The sequence below is a fragment of the Litorivivens sp. genome (assembly GCF_057445395.1).
The window spans coordinates 1-14153 of sequence record NZ_JBVBUV010000016.1; the positions used below are offsets into that span (position 1 = coordinate 1).

A 14153-nucleotide genomic window follows, 5' to 3' on the forward strand; every position below is an offset into this window, starting at 1 on the left:
GGTTATTGCAGAGCGCGTACCAACCTTGCCAACTTTTAGAATTATTTTTATAAGTTGTTATAAATCATTTGGTTACGGATGATCACAGCGTGCCTACAGCCGACTGAGGGCCCCTGGCGTACTGGCACGACAAGGCCAGAATTCGCATTTGGCAAATACCACTCCAAAATCAATTTGCATTTTGCAAATTGTTAAAGCGCAGACATAAAAAAAGCCGCGGGCTCTCGCCACGCGGCTAAACGGAGATTCGTTGTGTTAAGCGCTAGCGACGATCAGCAACCCGTCTGCACTCCTGATGTTCAGTGAGCCCCACCAAGCGTGACATTGCTTGGACAAAATCCGGTTTCTGATCAGTCGCGCTGATGTACATCTGGCAGGCGCCCTCCCAATCTTGTGTGGCTTCCCGGATTAATCCCTCGTGATAGGCGATTCTCCAGCCAGAAGCACCGAGTCTTCCTGCGGCACTCAAGGCATTGCGCGCCTGAGCGTATTTGCCTTCCAGGTAATAAACGGCTGCCAGTGTTTCTCGTAATTCAGCGTAATCTGGGCGCAACACAATCTGCTGCTGTAGCAATTTACGCGCTCGCGCAGTATTGCCTTCCTGCACTGCCAGCTGACTGCGCAAAATCGCGGCTTCCGGATGTGCCCCCGGCATAGATAACAGCTGATCGAGGGATAATTGCGCTTTATCGCGCTTCCCCGCCTCCAACTGCAGTACGGCATTTGCCATCAGAATCCGTTCATTATTTGGGAACTCTACCACCAGGCGCTCCACTTCCCGCTGAATGCGCTCACAGTCATGAATTGCGCTGTAGGCACGTTTGATTTCATGACAGGAATCACCGTTGCGATCTTTCTCAAGATATAACGCCATTACCTGATCCAGTCGTTCGTTTGGATCGGCCACTCGGCTACGGTGATCGCTCATCGAAACACAGCCTGTAAACAAAACGCTTGCTGCTACGAGCGCCAACACCTTCATACTGTTTAAATACTTCATTGCTTAATCTCCCTTGAGCCGCTGTTAGCGCTGCTCTTTCTCCGGCAGTGAAATAGACCAGTCCAACAGCTGCATGCTATCGGGAAACTGCCATAACGAAATTTCATGTCGCGGCGCGCGGATAATGGTTGGTGTAACGATAATAACCAGCTCCGTGTCGCTGTCGCCGTCGCTCGACGATTTGGCGAGATTGCCAACCAGTGGCACACTGCTCAAACCCGGTGTGTGACTTTTACTGTCCGACAAATCTCGACTGACCAGACCACCTATCACCAGTGCCTGACCATCTTCCAACCGCGCCGACGTCTTGATAGTGCGCACATTAAAGGCTGCCGTGTTAAGGTCTGAGCCCGTGCTACCGGCAATATCCTGCGTCAACTGTGTATCTGGCAGCGAAATTGTGGGCCGCATATCCAAGGTGATCGAGTCGTTTTCGCCCACCATTGGCCTAACTTCCAGCTCAACACCAAACGACTTGAATTCGGTTCCGCTGAACACCCCACCTGCGTTATTGCCCACCGAATCATCAGCTGACAGCCCGGTAGGTGCGAAAGCCTTTGGTACGGGAACCTCACCGCCTGCACGAAATACGGCAGACTCTCCGGCCAATACTGTCAGCGTTGGTCGACTGACCGTGCGTGAGATGCCTTCCTCTTCCAGCAAGGCGAACAAGGCATCGAGAGCAACGTCGCTGCCCCCGACCTGAAGATTATTCAGCAGGCTGCCGCCGAGAATCTGCAACGCGTTTTCAACCTGCGACGCGTTGGCACCGCGCTGTGATCTGCCCGCCAGCCCAAAGGTGCCTGAATTGTCGTACCCATTTGTTACCAGCGTCATATCTGGGCGCCAGCTTTTCAGGCGGCGACGACTCACCTCATGCATCTGCACAGACACCCGGACCTGAGGCAGGTCGCGTACCTCTATCGTAGAGAGGATTCGTCCGCCGGCTACAGACAACATTTTTGAGCGACCAACATTCGCGGCTATATTGTTGCCTAGCCCGGAATCTCCCCCGCCTAGTTGGCCAAAGCCACCGAGTCCGGAGCTTCGGCCACTTTGGCGCCCGCCATTAAGCAGACCACCGGCTTCATTGGCGATTACTTCGATATTGCCACCGTCACCAAGCTGGGCTGACTCACCGGCAAACATTTTCGAGGCAACATTGAGAATACGCACCAGGTCGACCTGAGTTTCGACCGCGCCGGATAATAGAAGAGTGTCCGCAAGATCATTTTGCATGTCACCGCTTTGGATGCGGCTTACGGTCACATCTTCCCCACCCATGGTCTGCAAGACTTTGCTCAACTTCTGTACAACGTTTTCAGGCAGCTGCTCTACTTGAATAAGGTTGATGATCGTTGCTCGGTTCGCACTCCGGCGAGCCGGTGCAGCCGCGCTATCCATCGCAGATTTAACCCGAAAGGTTGCATCGTTAACCATTGACGACAGGTCAGGTGCTTGCATCACCACATCCATATCGCTGCTGCCAGCGCCTCGCGCTACATCAAGATAGTTGCGGGCGGCCGTTTCAGCTGCAATGCGGAAATTGATGGTTGGCACACGCCCGCGAAGCACGAGTGCTGCACGGTCTGGCGCCAACTGAATTCGAATATTAGGGTGAATATCATTTAAAGCTTTTCTGAGAACACTCAGGTCTTCAATCACACTGAATAGGAAATTCTCGGTGGTACCATCTTCGTACCACACCATGATGCTGGTTCGCCCGACATTCTTCCCCAGAGCGAGCACTTCGTTCGTACCCAACACCTCAACCTGCAAGGTAGCTTCCTGACCAACCGCCACGCGCTTTAAGGCCTTGTTGAACACCAGACGCGTGTGCGTCCATTGCACCAGCTCGCGCGTGCGGTGAGATTTGGTTCCATCCGCCGTTTCGACAAACTGCAGGCCCTTTGCACTGTCCGCCAGCGCTGGTGCAACTCCGAGCAGTGCCACCGCAAGCGCTACAGTGAACGCAATCCTTTTCATTAAACTACCCTCCGGTCGGCTGTTTTTCATCGCAGGCTGCGAGAAGACAGCTCATTATTTGTATGCTGAGCGAGACGATCTTGTTGTAACGGACACTGCTTGTCCTCGGTCAAATCCACGAGACGCAGCTCGCATCCATATTCCGTCACGGTCGCCCCAATCGCAGTTCTGGGACAGACATCACCAAAATCCATAACACCATCGCCATCTGTGTCGCGATAGCCTGTCGCTGGCGCGCCATAATCGGCAGCAACCTGATTTACATAATGCACCGTCGATAGCTGACTGCAGCCTGTCAGTAACAGTAACGGTATTAAAAGCAATGATTTCATCTCCGTATCCCTTTTTGTCTGTTCATTCATGATGTAACGCAATGCCAACCTGAATGCAGAATACGGGCCAGTTTTCCAACCAGCTAAAAATCCATCAAATTCAGTATATTACTTATAGCTTTAAGCTACCTACTTTGTTTTTGTCCTGTACTGACACTTTGATTCGCAAATTGCAAAGCAATCTGAGATCGCAGTGAGAAGCCGATAGTAAACCCGTCACTAAACAGCGCGGTTTTTTGCCAGGGCGGCTTTCAGGCCAACCCCCGCCAACGCTGCAGACCAGACCCGCGGCAGGCTGCGAAGCAAACGCGTCATCAATCGATTTTGCCAGCCTGGCGTCCACAGGCAGCTCCTGCCCAACCGCGCAAGCGCCTCCTCCACCACACGCTCAGGCGTCATCAAGCCAGAGAGCTCTTCATTGCGGAACCCCTGTTTGCGCGGAGCTTCAGTATCGGTCGGCCCCGGCGCGAGTACCAGCACTTCGACACCGCTGGCGCGGCATTCATTGTGCAATGCAAAGCCCAGCGAATGCACAAACGCCTTGCTGGCAGCATAGGTCGCAGACCAGGGAAACGGAGACTCCCCCTCGACTGACCCAGTGAAGATAATGCCACCCTTACCTGCCGCCTTCATATCCGGCAGGCAATATTGAGTAAGAATTATCGAAGCAATGCAGTTGGTATTTACCATTTCCACATTGGTCTGAGTGCCCGCCTCTTCAAATTGCCCTTTGAAACCAAATCCGGCGTTATTGATAAGCAGCGACACCCCGCGGCCACTGAGGGATTTTGCGTAATCCTCAACCGCCCCGACATCTGACAGGTCCAGCACGACCACCTCAACCGTGACCCCATGTGTCTGCCGCAATTCATCCGCCAGACTTTGCAGCGCCTGCTGCCGCCTTGCCACCAGGATCAGGTCCATTCCTGCCGCAGCCAATGCGCGGGCAAAAGCGCGACCAATTCCCGAGGAGGCCCCCGTCACCAATGCCACAGTTCCAAACCTTTCCAGCAATAAACCCGTCATCGAATTGCCATCTCCCTTTAATCACTGTGCCATCTGGGTAACAGAAACTTCATGCGTCAGCTTTCAATCTCAATGGTAGATCAAAACAGAACAGGGGAACGCGATGAACTGCTATAAAGCCACCCAACTTGCCGGGTGTTTACTATTGCCACTGGTTTTAACGGCCTGTAATGGCGACGACGGAGACAATGGCGCAACGGGCGCTCAGGGACCGTCCGGCATGGCCGGCTCTGCGGGAGCCGACGGTTCGCCCGGATCAGTTGCATTGGTAACACAGACAACCTTGCTAGCTGGCAGCGACGAGTGTTTTGATGGTGGTACGAGAATCGACAGTGGCCAGGACATCAACCGTAACGCGGTACTCGATAATAGCGAGATTACCGCATCAACCTACCTTTGCAATGCACCTGCGGTTAATCCGGACAACGCGTTTGTGCGCATTGCGACATTCGCGGTGTGCGAGCAAACTGACAGCACCTGCAACACTACTATTGAAACGGCAGCTGAAGCGGACATCAATTGGGATAACACACCCCCGTTCCTCCCAGCCCGCAGTAGCCCCCCGGGTTCTTTGCCAGATATTGCTGATGGTAGTCCTCGGCAAAATAGAACTCGGGGGCTGTGATAACTTCCGTGGTGATCGCGGGCAACCCCTTCGCCTTAAGTGCGCGCTGGTAATTGGCAAGGGTCTCTTCTGCCAGCGCCTGCTGTTCTTCTGAATAGGTATAGATACCAGATCGATACTGGGTGCCCACATCATTCCCCTGACGCATGCCCTGGGTCGGGTTGTGGCTTTCCCAGAAAGTCTGCAGCAATTCCCGATAGCTAATCTGTTCTGGATCAAATACCACTCGCACCACCTCATTGTGGCCGGTCATGCCGCTACACACCTCTTGGTAGCTAGGATTGGGAGTGAAGCCCGCAGCATAGCCCACAGCGGTCGAGTGCACGCCCGACAACTGCCAGAATTTGCGTTCGGCGCCCCAGAAACAGCCCAGACCAAACATAGCCATTTCCATGTGCTGTGGAAACGGCCCGGCCAGCGAGGCGTCAAGAACATAGTGCCGGGCAGCGACAGGCATAACGTCGCTGCGGCCCGGAAGTGCCTGCTCGGCACTGGGCATTACAGGGGTTTTCCCAAACAGTCCCATCAATTACTCTCCTTTACTACAACTTGCGCGCCAGCAGCAGGCCATCGCCCACCGGGACCAGACTGCACTCAACACGATGATCTTTGCCAACCCGTGAATTCACCGCTTGAATCGCGCGGGTTTCTTCGTCGGCCGAGTCTTTTGCTACACGGCCGTCCCAGAGCGCATTATCAATTGCGATCAGACCGCCGGGGCGCACCAGGGTCAGACACTGCTCGTAATAACGAACATAGTTTTCCTTGTCGGCGTCAATAAAGGCAAAGTCGTAAAACTCACGCTCGCCAGCCGCTATCAGTGCATCTAGCGTATCCTGCGCCGGTGCCAACCGCAGATCAACCTTATAGTCGACACCGGCCTTTTCCCAGTAGGTTCGGGCCACCGCCGTATACTCCTCGCTGATATCACAGGCAATGATACGACCATCTGCGGGCAGGGCCAGTGCGACCGCTAACGTGCTATAACCGGTAAATACGCCTACTTCTATACAGTGGGTAGCGCCCAACATATTAATAAGAAGCTGCATGAACTGGGCCTGCTCCGGCGCAATTTGCATCCGCGCCATCGGCATTTTCATGGTGTGATCCCGTAATTGGGCCAAGGAAGGATGCTCGCGAACCGTGGTTTTCAGCAGATAGTCGTGCTCCGCCTCGCTAAGACCATAACTACGATTTGACATGACAGGACTCCTAACAAAAAAACCACCAAAATCATACCCGAATGACCATCACGCGCGGTAATTCCCAGGGTCACAAAAAAAGTTAATCTGATAATTGCTATTTCTGTGAAAACCGGTATAAATGGCGCCTTCTTTCCACCTCACTGGGGGACTTATGCTAAATGAAGAAATTGGAACTTATGCCGACCCTGGAAGCCGGCTCATCAGCTGTTGACGTTTATACCTCCTCCGATGAAAATCAAGATCACTTCATCGTCCGTGACGGTATAGCATACGCCGGCACACACTTAATCATCGACCTGTGGGGAGCTTCCCATCTCGATGACATCCCCCGAATGGAAAAAGCCTTCCTGGAAGCCGTCAAGGTTTGCGGAGCGACTTTGCTGCATATTCATATGCACCATTTTACGCCCAACGGTGGCGTTTCCGGTGTAGCGGTACTGGCCGAGTCACACATCAGTGTGCACACCTGGCCGGAACGCGACTACGCTGCGTTTGACGTTTTTATGTGTGGTGATGCCCGTCCCGAACTGGCGATCCCTGTACTGCAGCGCGCCTTCCGTCCGAAGCGCGTGGAAGTCAGCGAGAACCTGCGCGGGAGGATGGAGAATGGCTGAACAGCAGCGGCAGTTTCAGGAGAAACTGCACGATGGCTGGGCACAGACCTTTGGCATCAAGAACGTCCTCTTTGAAAACAAGACCGAACACCAGCATCTCATCATATTTGAGTCGGTGAGCTTTGGTCGCGTTATGGCGCTGGATGGCATCATCCAGACGACCGAGCACGACGAGTTTATCTACCACGAGATGCTGGCCCACGTCCCACTTTTCGCCCACGGCGAGGCAAAGGATGTGCTGATCATCGGCGGCGGTGACGGTGGCCTGCTGCGTGAAGTGCTAAAGCACGACAGCGTAGCTCACTGCACCCAAGTTGAAATTGATCAGGCGGTTATTGATATGTGCGTTGAGTACCTGCCGAATCATTCGGCAGGCGCTTACGACAATCCGCGCGCCAACATTGTGATCGATGACGGCATCAATTATGTGAAAAACTGCGACCGGCAGTTTGATGTAATTCTGTCCGACAGCACCGATCCCATTGGCCCCGGGGAGGTTCTGTTTACCAGCCCGTTTTATGAAGGCATCAAGCGCTGCCTGAAACCCGGTGGCATTTTTGCCGCGCAGAACGGCGTCAGCTTCATGCAACAGGACGAGGTCACCACCACGAAGAAGCGTCTGTCTCCCTATTTTGAAGACACACACTTTTACACCGCGGCGGTACCAACCTACGTGGGCGGTGTTATGACCTTTGCCTGGGCGAGCGACAATACCAACGCGCGCCACCAAACTGTGGAAACGCTAGCCGCACGCTACACCGAAAGCGGCATTAGAACGCGTTACTACAATCCTGGAGTTCATGCCGGATGTTTTGGTCTACCGCAATACGTGGTAGACGCCATCAACAACGCCTGAACCGCGTTTCGCCTGCCATGCAGGCGAAACACCTCCCTCTTCACTCTCGCTTGAACACCTGTCCGCTAATAGGCGGATGATAGATGATCTGTACGGTATTGCCGTCAGGGTCCAGACAGTAGAAACTGCGCGCGCCATCGCGATGAGTGCGCGGTTCTGACAATGTCTTTACGCCCTGCGCTTTCAGGAATGCAAACCAGGCATCTACCTCTTCCATCTCATCAATGATAAAGCCGATATGATCCAGACGCTGGGTGGCAGGGTCACGTTCACTGCCTTTGTAGCGATGCAGAGCGAGATTGTCGTTACCCGAACACAGGTAGCTATTGTCTTCGTCCGGCTGCCACTCCAGCGCCATTCCCATCAGCTCCTGATAGAAATGCAGCGTTTCTTCATAGCGCGCAACAAACAACGCTACATGACGCAGCCCTGCGGTAGGCCGAGGACGCGAGGGCTTCATCAGGCTACGATCTCGTAACTGTGGGTCACTTCAACACCCGCCTTTTCCATCATAATGGAGGCCGAACAATACTTCTCAGCTGACATTGCCACCGCGCGCTTCACGATAGACTCTTTCAGATCGGTACCGCTCACCTTGAAAGTCATATGAATTTTGGTGAATACGGCTGGAACCGCGTCAGCGCGCTCGGCCTGAATACTCGCCTCACAGCCGGTGACCGCCTGACGAGATTTTTGCAAGATGGTAACCACGTCAAACGAGGCGCATCCACCCATACCCATAATCAACATTTCCATCGGGCGCGGCCCCAGGTCGCGACCACCCAGATCCGGCGGGCCATCCATAACAACCTTGTGGCCGGTGCCTGATGTTGCTTCAAAACTGACTCCATCTACCCACTTGACCGTGGCTTCCATCGCATCTACCTACTACCAGTTTTTTGAGAACCGCATCCTACCACATGCACCCCGACGGTCGCAGGGGTCGCCATTACCGGTTTCACACGGCATAATACGCCGCATTAGCTCTATAAGATTTCACAAACGAGGATCTACTGTGATCAGTGCCCCCAAGCCAGCGATTCCAAACCTGGATGGTTTTTTAAGCCATTGCCGGCGCCGCCGCTACCCCGCCAAAAGCACCATCATTTACGCGGGCGACGACAGCGATGCACTGTACTTCATCATTGAAGGCTCTGTGACGGTTTTGATCGAAGACGATGAAGGCCGGGAAATGATTGTCGCCTACCTGAACAAAGGTGACTTTTTCGGGGAAATGGGCGTCTTCGACAACGAGGAAACCCGCAGCGCATGGGTAAAGACCAAAACCGAATGTGAAGTGGCGGAAATCAGCTACAGCAAATTTCAGGAATTGCGCGAACAATACCCGGAAGTCTTGTTCGCGCTTGGCACCCAAATGGCCAAGCGCCTGCGCCAGACCACTCGCAAGGTTGGCGATCTCGCCTTTCTGGATGTCACCGGCCGCGTCGCACGCACCCTGCTGGATTTGTGCAACCAACCAGACGCCATGACTCACCCCGATGGCATGCAGATCAAAATCACGCGCCAGGAAATTGGCCGTATCGTGGGTTGTTCGCGAGAGATGGTTGGTCGCGTTCTGAAGACTTTAGAAGAACAGGGCCTGGTTTCGGTGAAAGGCAAAACAATGGTGGTGTTTGGCACCCGATAAACCGACTTCGATTAAGGGGCAGCTTTTACCAGCGCAGCTGGTGCCTGCCCCCTAGCCCTAGCCCCCGCCGTAGCTAACAAACGAACCCCCTCAGAAAAACAACTCTGCCAGCTTCTGCCCCGGCTCTTCAGCGCGCATAAACGCCTCACCTACCAGAAACGCGTTCACACCTCGTTCACGCATCGCGGCGACATCCGCTGGCGTATGAATAGCGCTTTCGGTAACCACAATCCGGTCATCGCCAATCTTATCGAGCAGACGAAAAGTATTGTCCAGCGATGTTTCAAAGTTGTGCAGATTGCGGTTATTGATGCCAACCAGCTTTGCGCCCAAAGGCAAAGCCCGCATCAACTCGGCTTCGTCGTGTACCTCAATCAATACATCCAACCCCAGCGACAGGGCAGTGTCATACAACTCACGCATTGTTGCATCGTTCAACGCCGCAACGATCAACAAAATGCAGTCAGCCCCAATAGCGCGTGCTTCAACCACCTGATAGGGGTCGACCATAAAATCTTTGCGAATCACCGGCAGCGAACAGGCAGCGCGGGCTTGCTGTAAATAGGCATCTGCGCCCTGAAAGAAATCCACATCGGTCAATACCGACAGACAGGCAGCCCCACCCTGCGCATAGCTACGAGCAATCTCAGCCGGATGAAAATTCTCGCGAATCACACCTTTGGAGGGCGATGCTTTTTTCACTTCAGCAATTACTGCCGACTGCCCTGCACTGAGCTTAGCCTCAATAGCGGAAACAAAACCTCGCACCGGCGACGCATCCTGAGCGCGCTCGCGCAGAGATTCCAGCGATGTATTCGCCGAGCGCTCGGCCACCTCTTGCAGTTTACGATCGAGAATCTTCTTTAAAACCGTCGGCGTAGCCATTACTTGAAACCTTGTGAAAATTTCGCAAGCTGCTGCATTTTCTCCAGCGCAGCACCACTGGTGATCGCAATGCGTGCCTGTTCAACGCCCGCCTTGATAGAGCCTGCTTTACCCGCCACGTAGAGGGCCGCACCCGCGTTAAGCGCCACCATGTCGGCAGCTTTGTGCGCAATTTCACTGCCACTTTCAGCAACGGTAAACGCTTCTCTGATCAATTGCAGCGAGGCACTGCTGTCAGCAACATCCAGCCCCACCAGGCTCTGGCTTTTGAGCCCGCAATCTTCCGGGGTAATCCGGTACTCGCTGATTTCACCACCTTTCAGCTCCGCCACGATGGTTGGTGCTGCCAGACTGATCTCATCCAGGCCATCAGTAGCATGAACCACCAGCACATGCTCGGCGCCCAGGCGTTTGAGGACTTCGGCCAGAGGACGGCACAACTCAGCGGAAAACACACCGAGCACTATGCGAGTTACGCCGGCGGGATTCGTAAGCGGGCCAAGAATATTAAAAATAGTACGCTGGGCGATTTCCTTGCGTGGGCCAATGGCGTGCTTCATGGCACTGTGATGATTGACCGCAAACATAAAGCCCACACCCACTTCACGTATGCAGCGCTGCACCTGATCCGCACTCAAAGCGAGATTGATACCGGCACTTTCCAGCAGGTCTGCACTGCCGCTTTTGGATGACACTGAACGATTGCCGTGCTTGGCCACCACCGCGCCGGCGGCTGCCGCGACGAAGGTACTGGCAGAAGATACATTGAACAGATTGGCCCCGTCACCGCCGGTACCGACGATATCAACCACATGGTCGAGCCCCGACACGTCGACCGGCGTGACCAGCTCACGCATGACTCGGGCGGCACCTTCAATCTCGTCGATGCTTTCACTCTTCATTCTCAGCGCAACAAGAAAAGCGCCGATCTGGGCGTCAGTGCACTGGCCGGTCATGATATCGCGCATCACATCGGCCATTTCATCGGTGTTAAGGCTCAAGTGCTGAATGGCGCGACCGAGCGCTGTTTTGATATCCATTTTATTGTCCTCAGCGTTTCAGAAAATTGGCCAGCATCGCGTGGCCTTCTTCGCTCAGAATCGATTCGGGGTGAAACTGCACACCCTCGACATCCAGAGTTTTGTGGCGCAGCCCCATGATTTCATCCAATTCACCACTGTCTGTCTGGGTCCAGGCAGTGATCTCCAGGCAATCCGGCAGGCTATCTTTCTCGACAACCAGAGAATGGTAGCGCGTAGCAATTAAGGGATTCTTCAGCCCCTCAAAGACCCCCTTACCCAAGTGGTAGATAGGCGAGGTTTTTCCGTGCATTACCTGACGCGCCCGCACTACTTTGCCGCCGAATACCTGCCCGAGACTCTGATGCCCAAGGCAGATGCCCAGAATGGGAATTTCTCCGGCCAGTGCCTGAATAGCAGCCATGGAGATACCCGCCTCGTTCGGCGTGCACGGACCGGGTGATACCACAATGCGCTCTGGCTTCAAGGCGCGGATATCGTCCACACTGACCTCATCATTGCGCACCACTTTTACCTCAGCTTTCAATTCACCGAGATACTGCACGATGTTGTAGGTAAAGGAGTCGTAATTATCGATCATCAACAACATTTTACTGATCTCCCTCACTGCGAACGCTGCCATCCAGCACCATCGCCGCTGCACGGAACATCGCTCGCGCCTTGTTCATGGTCTCCTTCCATTCAAGCCGTGGCACCGAATCAGCGACGATACCGCCACCGGCCTGAACGTATAGACGGTTGTTTTTGATGACCGCAGTACGAATCGCAATCGCGGTATCCATATTGCCGTTGAATCCGATATAGCCCACAGCGCCACCATAAACACCGCGCTTGACCGGCTCGAGCTCGTCAATAATTTCCATGGCTCTCACTTTCGGCGCACCACTTAAGGTACCTGCCGGCAAACTGGCGCGTAATACATCCATGGCACTGAGCCCATCTTTCAACTGGCCAGTCACATTGGACACGATATGCATCACATGGGAGTAGCGCTCCACCACCATCTGATCCGTCACTACGACACTGCCAGTTTCAGCGACTCGGCCCACATCATTGCGCCCCAGATCGATCAGCATCAGGTGCTCTGCAATTTCCTTGGGATCAGCCAGCAGTTCTTCTTCCATCGCCCGGTCTTCTGCCTCGGTGTGTCCGCGTCGACGGGTACCGGCGATGGGGCGCAGCGTGATTTCACCGTGCTCGACCCGCGCCAGGATCTCCGGACTTGAACCCACGATATGAAAGTCGTCTAGATCCAGATAAAACATGTAGGGCGAAGGATTAAGTCGACGCAAAGCCCGATACAAATTGATCGGCTCGGCATCAAATGGGGTAGACAGTCGCTGCGACGGCACCACCTGCATTACATCCCCGGCAAGCGTGTATTGCTTGACCCGCTCAACCATCGCACTGTAGCCAGCTTCACCCACTTCGGATTCAAAAGCGGACTCCGGTAGTTCGCCCGGCACGGTGGCTGGTCGCGGCAGCTCCGGTGCCGGCCCGGCCATCAGCGTTTCGAGCTGATCCAGCCGCGCCTGCGCCGCAGCGTAGGCATCGTTGTCTTCGGGGTTGGCGTGCACGATCAGGGTAATGACACCGGCGAGGTTGTCGAACACCACCACTTCGTCGGAGACCATAAGCAGAATATCGGGGTTGCCGAGCTTGTCTGGCGGACAGCTGGCCGCCAGTTTCTTCTCAACATAGCGCACAGTGTCATAGCCGAAATAACCAACCAGCCCGCCATTGAAAGCCGGCAGGCTGTCCAGATCCGGCGCCCGATAACGGGCTTGAAACTGTTCTACAAAGGCCAGCGGATCGTCGCTGTGCAGAGATTCTATTTCGCGTCCGCCCTCGGTAACGACAATTTTATTGCCGAACGCGGTAAGTACGGTATCGGCCTGCAGGCCAATAATGGAGTAACGCCCCCATTTTTCGCCCCCTTCCACCGATTCAAACAGGTAGCTGTAGGGGCCACGAGCAAGTTTCAGATAGGCGCTAAGGGGGGTATCAAGGTCGGCCAGCACATCGCGGTAAACCGGAATACGGTTATAGGGCTGCTGGGCCAGTTCGGCAAATTGTTCGGGAGTCACAGGGCTTTCCTTCAAAAACGGTGAATAACGATGTTTGGGGCGTGCTAACGCGAACGCAGGGGCCTACCATCGCCATCGGCGGGTATCAGATTGCAGCGCTGGCTGAGCGGAGCAGATCACCGTTTTCTCCAGATGAAAGGATAATTTCAAAAACGCATTCTACCCCAGCCACCGGCTTTGTAAAACAGCGGATTTGCCGGTGTAGAGCGCGCTCGCTACACTGGCCGCGAAATTCGAAAAGCGGATATCCCATGGCTGCCCTGTTCAGTATCGGCTACGCCACCAAACCCATCGAGACCTTCCTCGAACAACTGCGAAACCACCAGATCACGGTCATTGCTGACGTGCGTTCTGTGCCCTACAGCAAGGCTTTTCACGATTACCACCGCGAAAACCTGATTCAGCATTTGCGCGCAGCAGACATCCGCTATGTGTATCTGGGCGAAGAGCTCGGCCCACGCTCTCCCTGCGATGCACACTATGAAAAGGGGCAGGTGCAGTTTGACCGGCTGCAGCGTTCGGAGCGGTTTCTCAAAGGCATTGAGCGCTTGCTGAACGGGCTGAACAAGGGCTTTCGAATCGCCTTACTGTGCGCGGAAAAAGACCCGGCGGTGTGTCACCGCAGCCTGCTGATTGGCCACTATCTGCAGCGCGAACACGCCTTGAGCATTGAGCACATCAATCACGCAGGCGCGCTTGAGAGCGAAGTTGAACTGGAGCGACGATTGATGGATGAAACCGGGGTCGTACCGGATATGCTGATGGGTGAAACCGAATCCCTTGAGCAGGCCTGGCGCGAACAGAGTCGACGCTGCGCCTATCGCCGACCCGAACAATAATGGGGGCTGC

General features: G+C 54.5%; 17 protein-coding genes. 5 read left to right on the forward strand and 12 right to left on the reverse strand.

The genetic code is table 11. The annotated features are described in order from the left end of the window. Positions 1-262: 262 nt before the first annotated feature. The 4 genes from AC222A_RS06855 to AC222A_RS06870 all read right to left on the reverse strand — a co-directional run bounded on the left by AC222A_RS06855 (position 263) and on the right by AC222A_RS06870 (position 4344). Positions 263-928 carry a tetratricopeptide repeat protein gene (locus tag AC222A_RS06855; protein ID WP_372750700.1) on the reverse strand — a complete coding sequence of 222 codons (666 nt, stop codon included), beginning with the start codon at positions 926-928 and terminating at the stop codon, positions 263-265. A gap of 96 nt (positions 929-1024) precedes the next feature. Continuing rightward, a complete protein-coding gene (locus AC222A_RS06860) occupies positions 1025-2986 on the reverse strand; it encodes a pilus assembly protein N-terminal domain-containing protein (protein ID WP_372765090.1) in 1962 nt (653 codons plus the stop codon). Between the two features lie 26 nt (positions 2987-3012). Next, complete coding sequence (locus tag AC222A_RS06865; RefSeq protein WP_372750051.1) at positions 3013-3318, reverse strand: hypothetical protein; 306 nt, start codon at positions 3316-3318, stop codon at positions 3013-3015. 219 nt (positions 3319-3537) lie between these two features. Next, positions 3538-4344 (reverse strand): SDR family NAD(P)-dependent oxidoreductase, encoded by an 807-nt coding sequence (locus AC222A_RS06870; protein WP_372750050.1) that lies wholly within the window; start codon positions 4342-4344, stop codon positions 3538-3540. Positions 4345-4564: 220 nt separating this feature from the next. Between AC222A_RS06870 and AC222A_RS06875 the strand changes: the two genes are divergently transcribed. After that, positions 4565-4969, forward strand: coding sequence for a DUF7151 family protein (locus AC222A_RS06875; RefSeq protein ID WP_486774798.1), 405 nt, complete (start codon positions 4565-4567; stop codon positions 4967-4969). On the opposite strand, the gene msrA is transcribed toward AC222A_RS06875, so the two are convergent. Both msrA and AC222A_RS06885 read right to left on the reverse strand, forming a co-directional pair. Further along, positions 4860-5495: a peptide-methionine (S)-S-oxide reductase MsrA gene (gene msrA / locus AC222A_RS06880; protein WP_372765033.1), complete on the reverse strand. Its 636-nt coding sequence runs from the start codon at positions 5493-5495 to the stop codon at positions 4860-4862. The genes AC222A_RS06875 and msrA overlap by 110 nt on opposite strands. Positions 5496-5511: 16 nt before the next feature. Further along, a complete protein-coding gene (locus tag AC222A_RS06885) occupies positions 5512-6171 on the reverse strand; it encodes a class I SAM-dependent methyltransferase (RefSeq protein WP_372748898.1) in 660 nt (219 codons plus the stop codon). Between the two features lie 179 nt (positions 6172-6350). Between AC222A_RS06885 and speD the strand changes: the two genes are divergently transcribed. Both speD and speE read left to right on the forward strand, forming a co-directional pair. Further along, complete coding sequence (gene speD / locus AC222A_RS06890) at positions 6351-6788, forward strand: adenosylmethionine decarboxylase (protein WP_372748900.1); 438 nt, start codon at positions 6351-6353, stop codon at positions 6786-6788. Continuing rightward, on the forward strand, positions 6781-7644 hold the full coding sequence (gene speE / locus AC222A_RS06895; protein ID WP_372748897.1) for a polyamine aminopropyltransferase: 864 nt from the start codon (positions 6781-6783) through the stop codon (positions 7642-7644). The genes speD and speE overlap by 8 nt, the downstream gene beginning before the upstream one ends. A 40-nt stretch (positions 7645-7684) precedes the next feature. Here the strand turns inward: speE and AC222A_RS06900 are convergent, their stop codons facing one another. Then, a complete protein-coding gene (locus AC222A_RS06900) occupies positions 7685-8104 on the reverse strand; it encodes a VOC family protein (protein ID WP_372748896.1) in 420 nt (139 codons plus the stop codon). Next, on the reverse strand, positions 8104-8520 hold the full coding sequence (locus AC222A_RS06905) for an OsmC family protein (protein WP_372748895.1): 417 nt from the start codon (positions 8518-8520) through the stop codon (positions 8104-8106). Before AC222A_RS06905 ends, AC222A_RS06900 begins: the two co-directional genes overlap by 1 nt. A gap of 139 nt (positions 8521-8659) precedes the next feature. On the opposite strand from AC222A_RS06905, the gene crp reads away from it, so the two are divergent. Beyond that, positions 8660-9292, forward strand: a complete 633-nt coding sequence (crp, locus tag AC222A_RS06910; RefSeq protein ID WP_372748894.1) for a cAMP-activated global transcriptional regulator CRP — start codon at positions 8660-8662, stop codon at positions 9290-9292. A gap of 90 nt (positions 9293-9382) precedes the next feature. Here the strand turns inward: crp and trpC are convergent, their stop codons facing one another. Genes trpC through trpE form a run of 4 tightly spaced genes read right to left on the reverse strand, consistent with a single transcriptional unit; the run spans position 9383 to position 13304 of the window. Beyond that, positions 9383-10177 (reverse strand): indole-3-glycerol phosphate synthase TrpC, encoded by a 795-nt coding sequence (gene trpC, locus AC222A_RS06915; RefSeq protein ID WP_486774783.1) that lies wholly within the window; start codon positions 10175-10177, stop codon positions 9383-9385. Then, positions 10177-11217: an anthranilate phosphoribosyltransferase gene (trpD, locus tag AC222A_RS06920; protein WP_486774784.1), complete on the reverse strand. Its 1041-nt coding sequence runs from the start codon at positions 11215-11217 to the stop codon at positions 10177-10179. Before trpD ends, trpC begins: the two co-directional genes overlap by 1 nt. A gap of 10 nt (positions 11218-11227) precedes the next feature. After that, the gene (locus AC222A_RS06925; protein ID WP_372764820.1) at positions 11228-11806 is read right to left on the reverse strand and encodes an anthranilate synthase component II; all 579 of its coding nucleotides are present in this window, start codon (positions 11804-11806) and stop codon (positions 11228-11230) included. A gap of 1 nt (position 11807) precedes the next feature. After that, a complete protein-coding gene (gene trpE / locus AC222A_RS06930) occupies positions 11808-13304 on the reverse strand; it encodes an anthranilate synthase component I (RefSeq protein WP_372810110.1) in 1497 nt (498 codons plus the stop codon). 251 nt (positions 13305-13555) lie between these two features. Between trpE and AC222A_RS06935 the strand changes: the two genes are divergently transcribed. Next, entirely contained in the window at positions 13556-14143 is a 588-nt protein-coding gene (locus AC222A_RS06935; protein WP_372748834.1) for a DUF488 domain-containing protein, read from the forward strand. Positions 14144-14153: the final 10 nt, after the last annotated feature.